The sequence below is a fragment of the Anabaena sp. PCC 7108 genome, from assembly GCF_000332135.1.
In the GTDB taxonomy this organism is placed as follows: domain Bacteria; phylum Cyanobacteriota; class Cyanobacteriia; order Cyanobacteriales; family Nostocaceae; genus Anabaena.
In genome coordinates this window covers 4,662,706-4,680,078 of the sequence record NZ_KB235896.1, presented here as the reverse complement: position 1 = coordinate 4,680,078, position 17,373 = coordinate 4,662,706, and the positions used below count along the sequence as shown (strand labels likewise).

General features: G+C 38.3%; 18 protein-coding genes and 1 pseudogene. 5 read left to right on the top strand and 14 right to left on the bottom strand.

Annotation, left to right across the window (positions count from 1 at the left end):
* Positions 1-38 precede the first annotated feature (38 nt).
* Positions 39-1,166, bottom strand: coding sequence for a DNA cytosine methyltransferase (locus ANA7108_RS0121885; RefSeq protein WP_026104378.1), 1,128 nt, complete (start codon positions 1,164-1,166; stop codon positions 39-41).
* A gap of 576 nt (positions 1,167-1,742) precedes the next feature.
* Here ANA7108_RS0121885 and ANA7108_RS30360 point away from each other — a divergent pair.
* Both ANA7108_RS30360 and ANA7108_RS30600 read left to right on the top strand, forming a co-directional pair.
* Positions 1,743-1,913: a hypothetical protein gene (locus ANA7108_RS30360; RefSeq protein WP_016952969.1), complete on the top strand. Its 171-nt coding sequence runs from the start codon at positions 1,743-1,745 to the stop codon at positions 1,911-1,913.
* Positions 1,914-2,281: 368 nt separating this feature from the next.
* Positions 2,282-2,521 carry a hypothetical protein gene (locus tag ANA7108_RS30600; RefSeq protein ID WP_016952968.1) on the top strand — a complete coding sequence of 80 codons (240 nt, stop codon included), beginning with the start codon at positions 2,282-2,284 and terminating at the stop codon, positions 2,519-2,521.
* A 24-nt stretch (positions 2,522-2,545) separates the two neighbouring features.
* On the opposite strand, the gene ANA7108_RS30355 is transcribed toward ANA7108_RS30600, so the two are convergent.
* The gene (locus tag ANA7108_RS30355) at positions 2,546-2,710 is read right to left on the bottom strand and encodes a hypothetical protein (protein ID WP_237741538.1); all 165 of its coding nucleotides are present in this window, start codon (positions 2,708-2,710) and stop codon (positions 2,546-2,548) included.
* 33 nt (positions 2,711-2,743) lie between these two features.
* Between ANA7108_RS30355 and ANA7108_RS0121865 the strand changes: the two genes are divergently transcribed.
* The gene (locus ANA7108_RS0121865; protein WP_016952966.1) at positions 2,744-3,250 is read left to right on the top strand and encodes a hypothetical protein; all 507 of its coding nucleotides are present in this window, start codon (positions 2,744-2,746) and stop codon (positions 3,248-3,250) included.
* A gap of 206 nt (positions 3,251-3,456) precedes the next feature.
* Here ANA7108_RS0121865 and ANA7108_RS0121860 read toward each other — a convergent pair whose 3' ends face one another.
* The gene (locus tag ANA7108_RS0121860) at positions 3,457-3,663 is read right to left on the bottom strand and encodes a hypothetical protein (RefSeq protein ID WP_016952965.1); all 207 of its coding nucleotides are present in this window, start codon (positions 3,661-3,663) and stop codon (positions 3,457-3,459) included.
* 179 nt (positions 3,664-3,842) lie between these two features.
* Positions 3,843-5,204, bottom strand: coding sequence for a DUF697 domain-containing protein (locus tag ANA7108_RS0121855; RefSeq protein ID WP_016952964.1), 1,362 nt, complete (start codon positions 5,202-5,204; stop codon positions 3,843-3,845).
* Between the two features lie 209 nt (positions 5,205-5,413).
* Between ANA7108_RS0121855 and ANA7108_RS0121850 the strand changes: the two genes are divergently transcribed.
* Entirely contained in the window at positions 5,414-5,926 is a 513-nt protein-coding gene (locus ANA7108_RS0121850) for a DUF29 family protein (RefSeq protein ID WP_016952963.1), read from the top strand.
* A 23-nt stretch (positions 5,927-5,949) separates the two neighbouring features.
* Here the strand turns inward: ANA7108_RS0121850 and ANA7108_RS27800 are convergent.
* From ANA7108_RS27800 to ANA7108_RS0121815, 7 genes and pseudogenes are all read right to left on the bottom strand, one after another.
* Positions 5,950-6,354 (bottom strand): annotated as a pseudogene (locus ANA7108_RS27800) (group I intron-associated PD-(D/E)XK endonuclease); the annotation flags it as partial.
* Positions 6,355-6,671: 317 nt separating this feature from the next.
* The gene (locus tag ANA7108_RS0121840) at positions 6,672-6,992 is read right to left on the bottom strand and encodes a hypothetical protein (RefSeq protein ID WP_016952961.1); all 321 of its coding nucleotides are present in this window, start codon (positions 6,990-6,992) and stop codon (positions 6,672-6,674) included.
* Positions 6,993-7,549: 557 nt separating this feature from the next.
* On the bottom strand, positions 7,550-8,503 hold the full coding sequence (locus tag ANA7108_RS0121835; RefSeq protein WP_016952960.1) for an asparaginase: 954 nt from the start codon (positions 8,501-8,503) through the stop codon (positions 7,550-7,552).
* Between the two features lie 155 nt (positions 8,504-8,658).
* The gene (locus ANA7108_RS0121830) at positions 8,659-9,159 is read right to left on the bottom strand and encodes a CGLD27 family protein (protein ID WP_016952959.1); all 501 of its coding nucleotides are present in this window, start codon (positions 9,157-9,159) and stop codon (positions 8,659-8,661) included.
* The gene (gene rsfS, locus ANA7108_RS0121825) at positions 9,156-9,617 is read right to left on the bottom strand and encodes a ribosome silencing factor (protein ID WP_016952958.1); all 462 of its coding nucleotides are present in this window, start codon (positions 9,615-9,617) and stop codon (positions 9,156-9,158) included. Before rsfS ends, ANA7108_RS0121830 begins: the two co-directional genes overlap by 4 nt.
* 278 nt (positions 9,618-9,895) lie before the next feature.
* The gene (locus ANA7108_RS0121820; RefSeq protein ID WP_016952957.1) at positions 9,896-11,167 is read right to left on the bottom strand and encodes a glycosyltransferase family 4 protein; all 1,272 of its coding nucleotides are present in this window, start codon (positions 11,165-11,167) and stop codon (positions 9,896-9,898) included.
* Between the two features lie 376 nt (positions 11,168-11,543).
* The gene (locus ANA7108_RS0121815) at positions 11,544-12,593 is read right to left on the bottom strand and encodes an anti-sigma factor antagonist (protein WP_016952956.1); all 1,050 of its coding nucleotides are present in this window, start codon (positions 12,591-12,593) and stop codon (positions 11,544-11,546) included.
* Between the two features lie 198 nt (positions 12,594-12,791).
* On the opposite strand from ANA7108_RS0121815, the gene ANA7108_RS0121810 reads away from it, so the two are divergent.
* Positions 12,792-13,589, top strand: a complete 798-nt coding sequence (locus ANA7108_RS0121810) for a 7-carboxy-7-deazaguanine synthase QueE (RefSeq protein ID WP_016952955.1) — start codon at positions 12,792-12,794, stop codon at positions 13,587-13,589.
* 56 nt (positions 13,590-13,645) lie between these two features.
* Here the strand turns inward: ANA7108_RS0121810 and ANA7108_RS28310 are convergent, their stop codons facing one another.
* The 3 genes from ANA7108_RS28310 to ANA7108_RS0121795 form a co-directional block, all read right to left on the bottom strand.
* Entirely contained in the window at positions 13,646-15,583 is a 1,938-nt protein-coding gene (locus tag ANA7108_RS28310) for a transporter substrate-binding domain-containing protein (protein WP_016952954.1), read from the bottom strand.
* A gap of 134 nt (positions 15,584-15,717) precedes the next feature.
* Positions 15,718-16,362: a DUF3318 domain-containing protein gene (locus ANA7108_RS0121800; protein ID WP_016952953.1), complete on the bottom strand. Its 645-nt coding sequence runs from the start codon at positions 16,360-16,362 to the stop codon at positions 15,718-15,720.
* Between the two features lie 77 nt (positions 16,363-16,439).
* Positions 16,440-16,997: a hypothetical protein gene (locus tag ANA7108_RS0121795; protein WP_016952952.1), complete on the bottom strand. Its 558-nt coding sequence runs from the start codon at positions 16,995-16,997 to the stop codon at positions 16,440-16,442.
* Positions 16,998-17,373 lie beyond the last annotated feature (376 nt).

Below are 17,373 nucleotides of genomic sequence, written 5' to 3'. Positions count from 1 at the left end.
TAAGTATTTGTTAATCTCTAAAAGTATTTGAATTGACATTAGGCGGGTTTATTACCAGGTGCTAAAAAATCAAGGATATTTTGAGCTAATGCTTGTGCTGCTAAGTATGGCACACCATTACCAACTGTTTTAAACATATTTGTAAGTGACATATTTTCTGGAAGTGAAAAATTAGCGGGTAAAGATTGTATGGCTAAAGCTTCCGCAACAGAAATACGTCGCACTTTATAAGGATGTAAATGTACTTCATTATTACCATAACAGGCTGTTGGTGAATAACGCCATCTATGCAAACGTTTAAATGACTTTTTAGAATCATCTCCTTCTTCAATAGTAGCAAATTTAATTTTACCTGCTCTTGGTTGAAAATAATGTTTGGCGTTGGGATGATTGAGAACGTTATTTTTTCTAAACCAATATTCAACGGTTAATTCTTGAGGAATATTATCAGGACAAATAATTATAGAATCTTCTTGAAATGCTTGGCTTTTATTCCAAGGATATGCAAATACTTTATTTTGAGGATATTTAATATATTTTTCCCAAGGAAATGTAAAATCATCTTCAATTCCTATATTTTTGAGGAAATTATTTCTAAAGCCAATTAAAATAATTCTGTCTCTATCTTGAGGTACACCATATTCAATAGAATTAATTAACCGTTCTGTTAAAATATAACCTGCTTGTTGTAATTTGTTTTTTAATGATTCATAAAATAACCGGTGTTTGGTTGTCCTCCATAAACCTTTGACATTTTCAAATAAAAAGAAATCGGGTAAGTTTTGACAAATCAACTCAATATAAGATTCTGATAGTTTACCATTATCACCTAAATGTCCTTTATTTTTTCCACCAATAGAAAAATCAGGACATGGTGGACCACCGATAAAGCCAATTATATGATTTGATTTACGGGAATCTTTGACTAATTCATTTAATTTTTGTGCTGGTGTTCCTACTATTAATTTGCTTACGTCTGCGCCTTCACCTTGATGATATCCATATTCAGGAGATGGGAGTTTGAGAATTTCCCGTGAATAGCGATATGCGGACATGAATGGGGGGAAGATTTCGTTGACGTATGCGATTTTATAGCCTGTGGTTTCAAAGCCTAAGTCGAGGAATCCTGAACCGGAGAAGAAGGAGAAGATAAGAGGGGTAGACATGAATGCTTGTTGTAACCTAAATGTCAAAACTTTAGTTATGAGTTTAGACTACTTTCAGCTATTAAACCATCAAATCCTTATCCAGATAGGCTTTGATAATTTTTGGGCTTGTTTCCCAATCTAAGGTCTAGAATGATTGCTACATAAGGGTTATAGCCTTAAAACTAGAATCTAGTATAAACTCCAGTCACTTTTACGGACGGTTTAAAACGATCTGGAGAGTTCTATTAGGGATTATATAAATACTGCATTTCAAAGCTAGAGTTTTATTAGGAATAATATAAATACTGCATTTTAAAGCTAGAGTTTTATTAGGGATTATATAAATCGTGATTTACTCAATTAATGATTTACTGCTTTGGAAATTGTAGAAATTAAAAGTTTATGTCAGGGCTAATTTTTTTATTTTTACATTGACAAATAGAGGTTTTAAAAGCTAAAATAAATTCCAATGAGCAAAAGCTTCAATAGTTTTTTATATCTACTGAAGCTTTGTTTAAAAAATTTCCTTTGTGTATTTGCTTGGCGGCTTGCACAAGGAGATGTTTACCTACTAACCCTATATGAGGGCAATATATGTCTGATCAAAATTATAAAGCATTAGCCCTAATTTTGGCTACTGCTGCTGGTCTTTATTTTGGCTACATTCAGCATGGAGCAGAAAGGCCATTAGATTACGCCAATGGTGTAGTAGTATTTATCTCTGGCGTTTCGAGACTTTTAAAAACCGACTCAGAGGAAAAGTAGTAGTAGGTTGGGTTAAACGATAGCGAAACCCAACAAATACAACGTATGTTAGTGTTGGGTTTTCTCAACCCAAGCTACAATTTTATTTAATGGTGCGTTATTGAGGCGTAAAGCGCCTTTTATTCACATCTTCTCATTCTCCCACAATCCGCCAGGGAATAAATTCCCTGTCTAATAGCTCAAGTCTACTAAAGTAGACTAAAGATTGCTTTTCAGTCCACTTTAGTGGACTTTGACTATTAGCCTGCGATTTCAATCGTAGGCGGTTTAGTTGCGTAGTGCAAGATTTAACTCTTTACATCTTTGCGCCTTTGCGTGATATTATCCCACTATCTAAACTAAAATTGGTACGTTACTAAAATAGAACTATGTATAAAGATTTTATAGATTTTGACGGTATCTTCAATCTTGCAATTAAAGAAACTGAAGAACTCATAAAGTTAGGTTTTGATATTAGTGACCCTTATATTATCACACCACTGGGATGGTATGCCAATAAATATCCAGAAATTGTGGAACATTGTAATAAAGCATTGCTAGAGTTTATTGATAAGCAAGCTGCGTCTCTATGTGCTGGACATTCTAAGATTGATTTAGATAGCTTTTGATGAAACTGGCTTTATAGAATTGAACTATTCAATAATTTCATCATATTGATTTAAATTATCTTCCGGTAATTGTTTGATATTCCCAAACACATCTGCCAAAGTTTTTTCATTTAGCCATTGATGACGTTCTTTGGTATAGTCTCCTTTACCTGCTGGACTGAAATATTGAATAAAACGAAATTTAATCATCTGAATCATAACTATAAATTTTTTAAAAAATAAATGTTTAACTTACAACGAATATTCACCGGATTTGTCTTAAAATCGCTATATATAATATATTGGATAAGTAATTTATTTGTCGAGATTAAATATTGTTTCCGCAAACGTGCAGCATTAACAAAATATCAGGAAATTCTCGAATGGGTGAAAACTCAAAACCTTCCCTTAGATACCAGCGAAGCCTTGAAATTACCTGATCATTTGCTAGGTATTACTCATGATGACTTAGTTCAAGTCCTCCATACATCAGAGGATAGATACTATGTGGCAATCATGATTAATTATAGCTCAGGTCTAACAGGTACGACACACAGCGTTAAAGGTATCTTTGCTTGTGATGTACCCTTAAATTATAGATATTTAACCAAAATTTCTAATGTTTGTCACCGAATCAATATATTAGGAGAATATCAAAAACCATACAAAGCCGCCTGGGCGTTTACAAATCTTGAAGTTGACAAACAATACAATGATTGTTTATTTGCAGTTCATCGTCAATTAAACTAATTATTTTATAACTTAATAATAGCTTTTCTGAGTCTACAGAGGTACAAAATTATCTGCGTTTATCCTCTTCTATCTGCGGTTAATTATTTATTCCTGTAACTCACTGAAATGGAAATCAAAATAATAAGTATTTGTGTGAATTCATCCAATAATATATTATTACTTGATAGGTATCTCTGAAGACAACCTATCGAGTATTGTCTTCATTAATTGCCTTTTTCAGCAAGTGCTTCTAAATGAAAAGCAATATTATTGAGTGCGAACTGAATTTCTGTACTGTGAGGAATACTTCTCCATCTTGGAGTTGTAGCATGGTCTAATGCAGTTGTATCTAAGTATCGTGCAAAAACGATGATTTTTTCTGGATCTGTTGCGGCTGTAGCCAAATTTTCCAAAAATTCTTGAGGTGTCATAGGTTCGCAAATAGTGTAAACATCTGAGAAAATCAGAGATGTTATGAGAATAACTGCTACACCACCATCAATCTGTTCAAAATTGCCTTAAATTTGTCCAATTTGAAAAATAAAACCCGCTTTGTATTTAGGAATAACTCCAGTGAAAGCGGGTTTCAAATTTCTGATTTGACGCGAAATTATCCGACAACTTCAACTGGCTTCGCTTCCGGTAACAAACGTTTCACACCTTGCTTAACAAAAGCTTCCAAAACAGCCATTTTTTGATTCTGCTGGAATACTGTTTGTAGAACTTGGCGTAATTTTTCCAGGTTCAAACCATTTCCGGTTTCTAAAGCTATTTCTTGCTGTTCAAAATACTCAACTAAACTTAACCCAGCAACTCTAGTTAAATAAGCAGCACTCACTCCTTCCACCATTCCCCCAGCAACGAAAGTAACAGCGTTAGTTTTGAGAATACCAGTAACAGCCCTTGTAGAAAGTTCCACTAAACCTAATTTCAACATTAAGCTTCCCATAGTTCCGGCTACTTGTTGCGCTTGTTCTAAGGAAATTTTTTGTTGATAAATATTACCCAAATCCATCACCATTTGAGCGTTAATAGCCGCAGTTGCTAATATATCTAAAGCGGGAATTGGGTTAGCAAAAGCAGCAGCAGCAGCTATCCACTGATTTTGTTCTATGATGGGTGTAGAGCGATCGCGCCGTACCCCATTTAAACAATCTTTCGCCTCAGCTTTCAATAACAGCACTTTCCGCAGAGTCGTCGTACAAACTAGCTGCTTTCCTTGCTGTGCTAAAACTTCCCCTAACTGCTGCGTTAACTGTTGAATTTCTGGTGCTGGTTGTTCCATCCATTCTTGCACAGAACCATCAGCTTCATGTTTTCTAACTTTCACAGAAACGGGAGAAGCCGCAGTCGCTACCACATTACCTGACATTCGCTGTTTTAAAGACTGTAGAACCGTAGCGCGTTCATCTGGCATATACTGGTCTTGTTTATTAAAAACCAGCAATGTCGGCTGTTTTGCAGCTTTTAGTTGTTGCAAAACTTGAAATTCTGAGTCTGTCAAATCACCGTTTGTCAGGAATAAAACGAAGTCAGATTTTTGCACTTCTGACAAAATAGCTACATTTGAATTTTCACCCAGTTCTGTAAACAAAGGTGCTGTTTCTGAAAAATGTAGAGACGTTGTATCTAACGTCTTGAGAATTTGAATAACTGTACTTTTACCTACCGACTTTCCACCAGTGACAGCAACTTGAATTTCTCGTCTGTCTAACTCTAAGGGTAACTTAACCAGTTGTTCGCGTAGGCTTTCTAAAGCTGGATGGTTTGCGGCTTCTTGTGCAAGTTGGTTGATGACAGCTTCTGTTTGAGAAATTGCACTTTCTACAGATGCCCTATCTACAACCATATCATCTAGCTGCTCACCGGGGCGATTTTTCTGCAATAACCACAAACCCCCACCGACAGCTAAAGCACTCAGGAGTCCGAATTCTCCCACTTGAACTATTGAATCATGCCAAGTGTCTAACATCCATAGGGAGAAGGACAATCCTAGTCCTCCCACCAATATTGGTTTATGTAACTTCACAATTCTGATTCTCCGCGCTTGGATAGCTTTATCTTCAGAATAGATCAAAACCTGCTTTTTCGAGTGCGGCAGGTAAACAGATTTAACTATAAAATACAATTATGCACTGGTTGAATAAATATTCACTGATTTATAACTTGAGGTTAATACAGATGACACAAGAATTAATCGACCTCAGAAATAGCATTACAGAAGGACGTTACACAGATGCTTTAGCAATTGTGGATGAATTAGAGGGAATGAGTAAACAAGCAATTATACGTAATATTCAAGCTTTTCTAAAGATATTGCTGATTCATTTAATTAAAAATCAAGTTGAGCAAAGATTAACAAATTCTTGGATTGCGTCTATTCGTAATTCAGTGATAGAAATCAAAAAACTCAACCTAAAAGATAACAAAAAATCTCATTACATCAATCAAGATGAATGGCAAATTTACCTAGAAGATGAAATTACACTAGCAATAGCAGATGCAAGTTTAGAGGTTTTGAATGGGACTTTAAAAAGACAGCAACTTTCGCAAATATTAAATAAACCCCAACTAATATTAAATGCAACTGAGTTATTAGCAATGACATATAATTATCCAAATAGAGAATTACCAGATGTTATAGATAGTTATCTTACTCAATTACCAGGTGGTGAAGATTGGAACAATGGCTAGAATTTTTGAATAGAATACAATAATTAGCATTCACCTAAAGTTGAATTATTTATAATTAATTCCCAAGCATTGCGATATTCTGCCGAACGAGGTTTGCACTGTCTTTTTTCAGCCTCTACAAGATGTATTTCACTTCCATAGCTAATGAAAATATCCACAGGAAAAATATAAAACAAGTCAAGATTTTCTACATATGCTAACGCAAAATCAAAGTCTGACAAATGATAAACATCTCTAACCATTATCCGTCTATTTGTTTTCGTGCGGCGATTATCTACCACATAATTACCAGAAGGTTCATCAAACCAAGCATATTTGACTTGTATTTTAATTAAATTTCCCCCAACGTCAAATACTAAATCGTAAGGTAGTCTATCCCCAACAGGTTTTAAAACTCCCCAACCACGTTTTAAAGCATGAAGAATAGCTGCTTGTTCTGCTAAGTACTAGGACAGAATTAATTACACAATGTCATTGCGAATGGAACGCAGTGGAATGACGCAATCGCAAGGGCTGGGATTGCTTCGCTTCACTCGCAATGACTGTAAATATTTTTGTCCAATTACTTATGTCTCCTCTCAGCTTTGTGTCCATTTGCAAAATAATAATGATTTAGGATTGCTATTATATATAATTAAAAAATTATAAATTACATATCTTACACATTAAATTCAGTAATAAAAGAGTAGCAATAATACAAAAAAATCGCTACCCTAACTAATTTTTATTGTTACTGTTTTAGACTTTAGTATGTGGATTTATCGAAAGTCTTTACTTTGAAACCACGACTAGCATAAGTCTCTAAACTCAATTTATGTGAAGCAGAATCCATAAATGCTCCTTCAGCAAATTCCGCTTCTACAACGATATTTTTCAGATTATTTCCACTCTTGCTGCTATTAAGATTCCACCAAGTTCTGCGAACAATAAAACTTTCTTCTCCCTCTTCACTATCGCGCATTATTTTAATATAATCCCCTGGTTGAGGAATTGCTGGAAGGTCAAATTCCAACTCATAATTTGCTTCTCCTCCACCAGGTGGTACAAAGCTAAATGTTACTTTCATAATTAACTAATTGTTAATAACTTCTTTGATTATAATAACTTGAGTTTTGTCAATTTATTTTAAGCATCGTATATCCTATTTGGAACTTATCACCAGAGATATAACAACTAATTAAATAAAACATCTGATAACTAAAATAAAACCCCATAATCAATTAAGATTACAGGGTTTCGTTTTTTAATTTGGTGGCGGGAAGTGGATTTGAACCACTGACCTTCGGGTTATGCTTACCAACTACAACTTTCGTTGCCTAGTTAAACTAGTTTGTGGTCTGGACTGTCCCTTCACCCTCGTCATTAACGTTAGGGTGTCTGCCTCCCAGTCTCTACACCTTCTCCATTTCTGGAGCTTGGTTCGGGATTACCGCGCTATTGGCTTCCCCGAGTTTGACAGATAAACACACACAAGTTACTTCGTGTGCCGCCCAATACAAGACTAACTGATAAGCGTTTAGTTAATCTTAAGTCTTGAGCCCGACGAGCTACCAGGCTGCTCTATCCCGCGTTGCTTTTGTCTCTCGACTTATTCAATATAACTCGAAGTCAAAAGTTTGTCAACTATAAAAACGATAATTCTCCAATTACTTCTAAACGCTTGTATTTTCCAAGGTTCATAAACTTCTCAGATAGGCTCTGGGCAACGCTGGGAGTAATCCAGCCCAGTTGTTGCAACAGGTGAATGGCGACGGCATATTTTGCCCGTTTAGCACCATCCATGACTTTAATTGCCAATCCCATGCCTTCACCAAGTCGGCCGATGCACTGCACACCTTCTGCTCCAGCTTTGCTGACAAGTTCGCTGGGAGCTAGGCGCATCAATTCGGTGTCAAATTCCCCTTCTCCAGCTACCATGTTGGGATGATGGTTCATGGCGCGGACAATGCGTTCCATGTCCAAGTTATTGCTGGAGGCCAGCACAGCATATAAAGATGCCATTTGACTGAGTTGCATCAAATATGTGGGTGCGCCACAGTCATCATGGGCGGTGAGAAATTCTTCTGCTGGCATTCTTAGCAATTCTGCCACTTTGGTGATAATTAACTGCTGGACTGGGTGTTTACGATCCAAGTAGCTAGTTAAAGGCCAATGACGTTGCTGACAAACGGCTAACATTCCCGCGTGTTTACCAGAGCAGTTATATTCTAAAGGACTGTTTTTACCTTGAGGAATGGGACATTGGAGCATAGTGGGGTCAAGATCAGCCCGCCACATAATGTTAAATACCTGCCGTACCTGTTCTATGCTGCCTTTGTGGGAACTGGTGATAATTGCTAAGTCGCGATCGCTGAGTTCATAGCGTTCCAGTGTACCTGTGGTGGTGACAGCCAGGGCTTGAAATGGTTTGAGGGCAGAACGGACAAAGGCGGCTGTTTCAGCATTGCCAGCGACAGAAAGAGTCCGTCCCCGTTCATCGCTGACAACAGCCTGGACTATATGCCGAGATTCGATAATACCTTCCCGCAGCAACCGGACTTCCAGTGCTGTGGCTTGAGTTCGTTTTCCCATTGTCATGGGTTTATATTTATAATTTGTGAATTGTCAGTGTTGAGATAGCGCAGGGAACATCAGGTTTCTCCCATGTAGCTTGCTTTCTGGAAAGAGTGCGACTGGTGAAACCAAATGGTCAGTGTTAGTGATCAATTGTTTTACTACTGATGACTAACTATTTACGAGAAATGCCAAATTATAGTACCAATAAGATACATAAGAGCTAGGCCAGCAAAGGTAAATTGTAGGCGTTGGAGGATGGGTTTAATTTCGTAGGAGACAATCAAGCGATCGCGGGAGATGACTTCTTGGGGTTTTGTCCAGGTTTGTCCGTCATACCAGCCTGATTCTTCATAAAAGACTGTCTGACTGTAAAGGCGATCGCGTACATAGTACCAGCCTAAATACAACCGCACCAATACCAACACTACCCCTAAACTGGCCGTTGCGGCTCCACAGAGGAGAAAATGAACAATATACTTATGTGGAGGAAAGCTGGCCGCAGCTACTGGGCCTGCTACCAGCCATGACCAACCCCAAATCCAAAATATTTTTGTCAGATACCCGCGCCTGCTTAAGATGCTATCTCGAAATAGCCAGGAGTTTTTTAGCTCTTCGTATTCATTAAGCGGTTGTTGCTCTGTAGGAACGGGGCAATTAGAAACCGAGGATCTCATCATTTTGGCTTATCCTCACCGTCATCGGAGTTTGGTAGCGAAATCCGTTCTGCATGAATCCAGAACGCTTCTAAATTATAAAACTCTCGTTCTTTGGGCATCATAATGTGAACAATCACGTCGCCATAATCTTGTAGCACCCAACTTCCTTCAGCTTTTCCTTCTGTCCTTAAGGGGCGGCGTTGCAGGTCGCTTTCGACTTTGGCCTCAATTGATTGAGCGATCGCTCTTACTTGTACTCTAGAATAGCCAGTCATCATCACAAAATAATCTGACAGGTAAGAGACATCTGCTACTTTGAGCAATAAAATCTCACCTGCTTTGCGTTCCGATCCTGCTTCGGCAATGGTTCTAGCCAGTTTTTCACTCACCTCTTCTGTTTCAGCTATTGAACTGCTTACTGTATTCTTTGTCAGAGGGACAGATTGTAATGGGAAATTTCCTTGGAAATAATCAGTCATTCAACCTCAGGTGCTTTTTTCCTTTTATAAGAACTTGTTCCAGTTGCTTATTTTTGATAAGCAAACTAACTGCTAATTTATGATGACGTTTTTTTGAATACTAACAAAAAAATAGGTGTTTATGGGACAAGTCTGACAATTAGCTGCTTAGGTTGCTACTTTTTCTGACGTTTAGAAAATTTTTGACCAATGCACTAGTTATGCTTCTCTGCAATTGGCTATGCCAGTAGGGAATGGAAAATGCAACCGCTTGCTTTGGGCTTTCTGGTAATAGTTGGTTAAACTTCCTGTTTTCTGACTACTTTAGGCTGAATTGCTTTACCGTCTGCGGTTAAAGAGTAACACAACGACTCATACTGATTTAAAGCTTGCTCAAAAGAATAATTCTCCACAGCATATTGACGACTCTTCTCACCCAGAGTTTTTACCTTTTCTGGGTTGTGATAGAGGTCTAAAATTGCTGTAGCTAAGGCTTGGGGGTCTTCTGGAGGAACAATAAGTCCACCACCGCTTTGTTTAATTGCTCTAGCTGCTGTACCATTTTCAGGTACAGATCCTACTAATGCGCTGCCGCTGGCAAGTAATACTTGAATTTTGGAGGGCATATTAAAAGATATGACATTTTTCTTCTGCACTACCAAACCTACATCTGCTGCTGCCAACATTTGTGGTAAATCTTTACGGGCTTGAAAGGGTAATAATAAAACGTTATCAGCACCCCAGTCTAAACATTGTTGTTGTAAACGCTGTAACCCTTTGGCTTCACCAACAATTACCAACGCAATTTCTGTAATATCACGTAGTTTGACCGCAGCTTTAATAACTGTTTCTAAGCCTTGTGTGAGGGCGATATTCCCTGAATATAAGACCACAAATTTCCCATTTAGGTTATGTACAGCACGGAAAGGGTTATCCTCTTTTGGTAATGGGCTGATAAAATTCACGTCAACCCAGTTGGGAATTTGGATAATTTTGTCAGCTGGTACACTCTTTGAGATCAAGTTTTCTACAAATCCCTCAGTAATAACGCTAATTTTTGTGGCCGAGGCGTAAGCAAATTTTTCTAATTCTGTAAATATTTTGATCAGTAATTTATTTTTTAGCAAGCCGACGTGGATAGCGGCTTCTGGTAATATGTCTTGTAGATTTAAGATCACTGGACAGGCGCGTAACCATCCTAAAAGTGCAGCAGGTACGCACACTGGCAGAGATGGAGATGTAGAAAGAATGACATCTGGCCGCCAGCCGATAATTGCTGGAAAAAAGCTGGTGATCACAAAACTACCATCTAGCATCACCCGATCTAACAGGTTGGGCTGTGGACGAATCCATACATAACTGCGTTGAATTTGAACACCATTTTTATGTTCGGTCACATAAAATTTACCGCGATATTCTTGATAAATTTGACGTTCAGGGTAGTTAGGCATAGCTGTGACTACGCGTACTTGGTGTCCACGCTTCACTAGTCCCTCTGCTAATTCAGTCATTAGTGGGGCAATACCAATAGGCTCTGGGTGGTAATTGTAGGAATAGATTAAAATCCGCATAACAACTCAGTCGGAGTTCCCTGGTTTTTTGTTAAATGAGAGTCAGTATTTGTCTTCAAAGTCACTTTAGAGCATAATATATCATTGTCTCTTTATACTTCTTTCTTGTCAGTAACTTTTCGTTGAAGATTATGTAAATTTTGATATCAGCTTTTTAAAGAATAACAATTAAACTGATTGTCAACTGCCATAAAAGCAAAATTTACCCAAAGCCATAACAAAGACTTGGGTAAATTTTAGAAGTTAAATTTGGTAGTTTTAGCTTCAACAGCGAACAGTGATGAGGACATAAAGGTGGGGGGATTTAGAGCCGCCACCAATGCCGGAAACCTTATTTTTGAAGAGCTTTAGTTAAGTGTAATCAAACTGATAACTGTTAAACAGCCCCACTGTTTTTGTTAAACAATATGGTTATGGTTTTGAGAATCAGCCTTAAATCGTAAACTAAAGTCCAATTTTTTTGATACTGCAAATCTAAGCGAATTACATCCTCAAAACTGCGGACTGTAGAGCGTCCGTTTACTTGCCATTCGCCTGTCATGCCAGGTTTAACATCCAAACGTTGCCACTCAGGTACTTCATAACGTTCTACTTCATCAGGGGTAGGTGGACGAGTGCCAACCAAGCTCATTTCGCCTTTGAGGACGTTCCAAAATTGAGGTAATTCATCCAGACTTGTGCGTCGTAGAAAACGACCTACCTTTGTAATTCTGGGATCGTTCTCATTTTTAAAGAAAGCACCTGCGACCTGATTTTTGACCTGAGATTTTTTCGCTTCCGCATCCACGCACATAGAGCGAAATTTCCAAATAGCAAAATGTTTACCCATCCAACCGCAACGAATTTGACGGAAGAAAATTGGTCCGGGATCGTTGACTTGAATAGCGATCGCAATCGGAATGAATAAAAACCCTGTAATCACTAAACCTACCAATGAGCCGACTATATCAATCAACCTTTTCATCCACGAGGCCACAGAAGGATGAGTTTGGGGTAGCGGATCTACTTTCCTCACCACGTTTTTCCGGCTATCTCCAGGCTGAATAGATTCTATTGGTTCGACGCTGTTTAGAGACTCAATAGAAAATACCTGATCTAATCCTGTCAGGTTTAGCACTGCCATGACTTGGGGAGTAACATTACGAAGTGCGAATGCGGTTCCTTTTTCCTGGGCATATTTTAAATTACTTACCAAAGCCCCTAATCCACTACTATCCATAAAGGTAGTATTTTGGAAGTCAATGACAATTTCCTGAGGTTTTGAATCAGCTTGGATTAAGTTTTGGCAGGTTTGCTTAAAGCCGACAGCCTCAAGCACGCTCAGACGTGTAGACACTTGCACTGTCGCTGTGTCGTTCAGGTAAGTAACAGGGAAATCTGCCTCTGTGGGTTGGCTACTCATGAAGCTATGCACTTTAGTTGCCATCTAAATCTAATCTGCCAAACATTGTTTTGTCCGAGAAAATTACTTAACCTAATTTTTAAACAGTAGGATTAAGGACAAGTGGCTAGTTTTTAGCTCAGAGATGAGAGATCGTCAGCGAGGGTTCACAATGGAACAAGAAGCTAAAACATACTTGCTGTTGTGCCAAATCGGTGCGATCGCGCTGCCATATATCATCCCATGATTGCTAACACTAGAGTTAAACCTACCGCACGCCTGGTTGAAGTTTTTTCTGCTATTCAAGGGGAAGGACTGAATGTCGGGACACGTCAGATTTTTATTCGCTTTGGTCTTTGTGACTTGCGTTGTCACTTTTGCGATAGCGCCCATACATGGAATGCACCTTCTGTGTGTAAGATAGAGCGTTCACCTGGATTACGAGATTTTGAACTTCATTCTAATCCGGTCTCACTAGCTATTTTAATCGAATGGGTGGAAAGGCAAAATTTACCTTCTCTACACGATAGCATCAGCTTAACGGGGGGAGAACCACTTCTTCATGCCCCATTTTTGGCGCAATTTTTACCCTCTGTGCGATCGCTTACCCATCTACCTATATATTTGGAAACAGGCGGACATCGCCCAGAGCAATTGGCTATAATTCTTCCATACATTGACTCTGTAGGCATGGATTTAAAACTGCCTAGTGTGAGTGGTGAAAGTCATTGGACAGAACACCAAAAATCCCTCCAACTATGCTTTGACGCAAATTTAGAGGTTTTTGTGAAAATAATTGTCTCTCAAAGGACAGATCCTGATGAATTGGAACGTTCTGCTTTATTAGTAGCTGGTATATCTCAGGATATCCCTATATTTCTGCAACCTGTGACACCTTTGGCGGAATCGGAACAATTCAGTCAAGTACCTGTTGTAGCTCCTTCTCCAGACCAAATTTTAGCATGGCAAACTTTGATGAAGAAGTTTGTTAAACAAGTGCGGGTGATTCCCCAGACCCATAAAATGCTCAAGCAGTTGTAAATTAATGGGGACTGGTGACTGGGAAGTACAGACAAACCTGTTCTCCCTGTGACCTGCTATAAATGCATAGGAATTTCAATCACAAATTGAGTTCCTTTTCCAGGTGTGGAATTACACCACAATTTGCCGCCATGTTTTACCGTCACTATTTGGTAGCTGATAGATAAACCCAGCCCTGTTCCTTTCCCGACAGGTTTAGTCGTAAAAAATGGGTCAAAGATATGTTTATGTACTTCTTCAGAAATTCCACAGCCATTATCAGCAATGTTAATTTTTACAAGATTGTTATTAACTAACTCTGTGTTAATCCAAATATGATAATTATCCAATTTACCATCTAAATTATTTTGATTTTTAATTGTTAATTCTTCCTGTTTAAATTTCTCTTCTAAGGCGTATATTGCATTTGTTAAAAGGTTGAGATATACCTGATTTAATTGTCCAGGGTAACATTCCACTGGGGGAATTTGACCATAATTTTTAATGACTTTAATCTCTGGATAATTAGGTTTAATTCTGAGGCTATTTTGCAAAATTACTAGTGTACTGTCAATGCCTTTATGGATATCAACTTGTTTAACTTCAGCTTCATTAAGTCTTGAGAAATTACGCAGAGAAAGGACAATATCTCGAATACGTTCACTCCCCAATTCCATAGATTTAAGTATCTTATTCCCATCTTCAATTACAAAATCTAGCTCTATTTCTTCCAAATCTTTTTGCAACCATTCTGGTGGATCAGGGTAATATTGCTGATAAGATTGAATCAATCTAACTAAATTTTGATGATAATTTCGTAGATGTGATAAATTACCATATATAAAACTAATAGGATTATTAATTTCATGGGCAAGTCCGCCAACAAGTTGCCCTAAACTTAACATTTTTTCTGTGTGAATCAGTTGAGATTGGGTCTGCCTTAGCTCTTTCATAGCTTGTTCGATTTGAGTTGCTTGCGCTGTAGCAGTTTTGGCTAATTCATCCTTGATTTGCAGGGTTTGACGGAGTTCCATTTCTACTTTTATGCGTTGAGCTATTTGTTTTTCTAATTCTAGGGTACGAAAATAAACTTTTCTTTTTAGTGAAAAGGACCATGCCAGAATACCAAAAGCAAGCACAGCAGATGCAATTCCAATATTTCTAATTAATTTAATAACTTCTTCTTGATCCATACCTCTGGGAGCTACTTCACCAAACCATTTATCGTAGATTTGATCATACTTACCATTAGTTTTGATAATTTGCAGTCCCTGATTCAGAATAAAAAGTAATTTAGTATTACCTTTTTTCACTGCAAATGAAAAATCATTATTCTCTACCTGAATAGGTTTACCAGCTACTCCTATATTAGATAAGTGCAGTTGTTTGACTAAAAGTAAGCCAGGAAGCATGGGAGCAAAGACATAATCGTATTTTCCTGAAGCCAGCAGACGGAGTGCATCAGCCAAATCTTTTACCAGAATTAAGTTTGGAGATATATTTTTTCTGTGTAAATAGTCATGAGTCCAATCGGATTTCATGACAATAATTTTTTGATCTCGTAAGTCATCAATCGAATTAATTCTGGGGCTTCCTTTGCGAGCAAAAGCTGCTGCATACGCGATAGTATGAGGTGCAGAAAAATCGAATACACGAGCGCGTTCTGGGTTATAAGAGACTAATGGTAAAACATCAATTTCTCCCTTTTCTAAGTTGGTGCGAATTTCGTTCCAAGGTTTGACTTTAAATTCCAGTTCTAGATCCATCACTTCAGCAACTGCCTTGATCAGATCAACACTAAATCCGTCAGCTTTACCCTGAGAATTAACTAGAGCGTAGGGAGGATAGTCAAGTTCACTTCCCACCACAAGATGTTGTTTTTGATATTGTTTTTCGGGTGGAAATGCTTTACTTATTATTTGTTGTGTTGAGCCTTTGATAGGAGCGCATACAATTATGCTTATTGATAATGCTGTTAAGAAGCAAAAAAACAAAATTTTTTTGAAAGAATACATGATGAAGCTTCGACAGCGACAAGGTTGCCGACTCAAGACGGGTAACTATTTTCAATGCCATGAAAGACCAAATTCAAATATTCATCTACTTTTTTGTGGGTTGGGTGTCACCAAACCCACTTAGTTTCTAGGTTCTAGATACCAGTCTCATCTGTGGATCTAGATTTGGTTTTGGCTTTGTTGGCGCTGCGTTTAAGGGCAGATAATCTGGCTTCATATCGAGAACGCTGACGCTTGCTAGGAGTGTTTTCAACTAAGGTTTTCAAAGCACTACCTAAACTCTTGTAGGCGTTGGGGAGACTGTAACCAAAACGAGTTGCTAGTGCGATCGCTTTTTCGTCTGCATCGAGTATTTCTTTGAGTTGCTTGTCTCCGTTATTTTTTTGATAGAGTCGCCAACCAGAAACGCCACACAGCGCCAAAGCTAACACCAGCAGCAATCCATCTTGTACCCATAATTCACCCACAGCACCACCTAATCCAATCGCCAGTGCTGCCATTTCCCAACCATCTTTGGGAATTGTATCATTTTGAACGCGAGCCACTTCGTGCCAGAACAGGAGATTACGCTGATCCATTGCTAAAGCATCCCATTTCACCAAGTCGATTTGAATTTCTACTTGGTCTTTACCAATTTCTTCGCAGCGGACCAGGGGTGGATTAACCTCAGTTGTGCCTTCAACCGTGACCCAACTTTGTAATTCTGGTGGTAGTAAGCTTTTCAACCGACGGAGTTCACTCATTTCCGCTTTGGCTGAGGAGGTTGCATAGGATGTCATAAAATCCAGCCCTAAAAAATTTTAGTATATAGTGAGGGTATCACTTTGGAGTATAGCTATTTCAGTGATAATCCGCCTCACTCATTCGGAAAACTTCCCCGTTTTTTCCGAGCTTCCATTGCCTTTTCTAGCAAATCCAGTAATCCGGGGGCTTCTTCCTGAATACTGAGTAACAGTCTTTCACCGAGTTCTATATTACCTGGGTCTTTACCTGTTACCATCACCTGTTGTAGGCGGGGTAAGGCTATGCTGTCAACAATCTGAATTAATCCACTCAAACAACGGTGAAATTGTCTTTCTGTGAGAATTGAGTCTTCTAGGGGAAACTCAATAATGGCGCGAATTTCTCCGTCGGATGGATCATACTCCCATTGCAGCATTTTGGTTTCCCAAGAAATGGCCAGCATTGTCTGGAGGATAGATGCTTTGTGAGGATGCTCTTTAACTCCAGCCAGAACTTGAGGTGCAAAAACTCGGAAAAATTTTCCCTGTTCATCCAACTGGACAACTATCAGAAAATCTTCTAGGTTTTCAGCTTCTACACCTGTAATAATCCTGTCTTCATCATCATCAAAACGGTATTCCCAGCCAAGGTTGTCTAAGTAATTGGCTATCTGTTTCAGATTAGCTCCCATAAAAGCCTCATAAGGAACGGTGGAGCGGCTGTCACCAGACCTAGTTTAACCTGCTATGGGCATTGATTTAGATTGGTGCAGCTAGTTCTCCTAAAAGTGGAGGATTTATCTATATTCCATAACTTAGTCCAAAAATACGCCAATTTTGCTGATTGAATTAAACATAATTAATCAAAATTCTTTCAATTCATGTTTAAGCGTGTTTGATCATAAATTTTGATATGAGATATAGCTATGTTTGCGTAGCCTGAGATTTCAAATATCACGCACCTTATATTTGAATGCCTAAGCCAAAAGAGTGACTTCCTGACTTGGATACAAAACCATGCGACTTTTATCAACTTGTCTAAAAACAAAATAAGTTTGGTAGGCTATA

Bases quoted from the DNA above. Each gene is read 5' to 3' on its own strand.
- ANA7108_RS0121840 (WP_016952961.1), bottom strand. From the start codon at position 6,992: ATGAAAGTAACATTTAGCTTTGTACCACCTGGTGGAGGAGAAGCAAAT.
- ANA7108_RS0121810 (WP_016952955.1), top strand. From the start codon at position 12,792: ATGATTGCTAACACTAGAGTTAAACCTACCGCACGCCTGGTTGAAGTT.
- ANA7108_RS0121795 (WP_016952952.1), bottom strand. From the start codon at position 16,997: ATGGGAGCTAATCTGAAACAGATAGCCAATTACTTAGACAACCTTGGC.
- ANA7108_RS28310 (WP_016952954.1), bottom strand. From the start codon at position 15,583: ATGTATTCTTTCAAAAAAATTTTGTTTTTTTGCTTCTTAACAGCATTA.
- rsfS (WP_016952958.1), bottom strand. From the start codon at position 9,617: ATGACTGATTATTTCCAAGGAAATTTCCCATTACAATCTGTCCCTCTG.
- ANA7108_RS30360 (WP_016952969.1), top strand. From the start codon at position 1,743: ATGTCTGATCAAAATTATAAAGCATTAGCCCTAATTTTGGCTACTGCT.
- ANA7108_RS0121860 (WP_016952965.1), bottom strand. From the start codon at position 3,663: ATGACACCTCAAGAATTTTTGGAAAATTTGGCTACAGCCGCAACAGAT.
- ANA7108_RS0121850 (WP_016952963.1), top strand. From the start codon at position 5,414: ATGACACAAGAATTAATCGACCTCAGAAATAGCATTACAGAAGGACGT.
- ANA7108_RS0121815 (WP_016952956.1), bottom strand. From the start codon at position 12,593: ATGGCAACTAAAGTGCATAGCTTCATGAGTAGCCAACCCACAGAGGCA.
- ANA7108_RS0121835 (WP_016952960.1), bottom strand. From the start codon at position 8,503: ATGACAATGGGAAAACGAACTCAAGCCACAGCACTGGAAGTCCGGTTG.
- ANA7108_RS0121830 (WP_016952959.1), bottom strand. From the start codon at position 9,159: ATGATGAGATCCTCGGTTTCTAATTGCCCCGTTCCTACAGAGCAACAA.
- ANA7108_RS0121855 (WP_016952964.1), bottom strand. From the start codon at position 5,204: ATGTTAGACACTTGGCATGATTCAATAGTTCAAGTGGGAGAATTCGGA.
- ANA7108_RS0121865 (WP_016952966.1), top strand. From the start codon at position 2,744: ATGTTTAACTTACAACGAATATTCACCGGATTTGTCTTAAAATCGCTA.
- ANA7108_RS30600 (WP_016952968.1), top strand. From the start codon at position 2,282: ATGTATAAAGATTTTATAGATTTTGACGGTATCTTCAATCTTGCAATT.
- ANA7108_RS0121820 (WP_016952957.1), bottom strand. From the start codon at position 11,167: ATGCGGATTTTAATCTATTCCTACAATTACCACCCAGAGCCTATTGGT.
- ANA7108_RS0121885 (WP_026104378.1), bottom strand. From the start codon at position 1,166: ATGTCTACCCCTCTTATCTTCTCCTTCTTCTCCGGTTCAGGATTCCTC.
- ANA7108_RS0121800 (WP_016952953.1), bottom strand. From the start codon at position 16,362: ATGACATCCTATGCAACCTCCTCAGCCAAAGCGGAAATGAGTGAACTC.
- ANA7108_RS30355 (WP_237741538.1), bottom strand. From the start codon at position 2,710: ATGATTAAATTTCGTTTTATTCAATATTTCAGTCCAGCAGGTAAAGGA.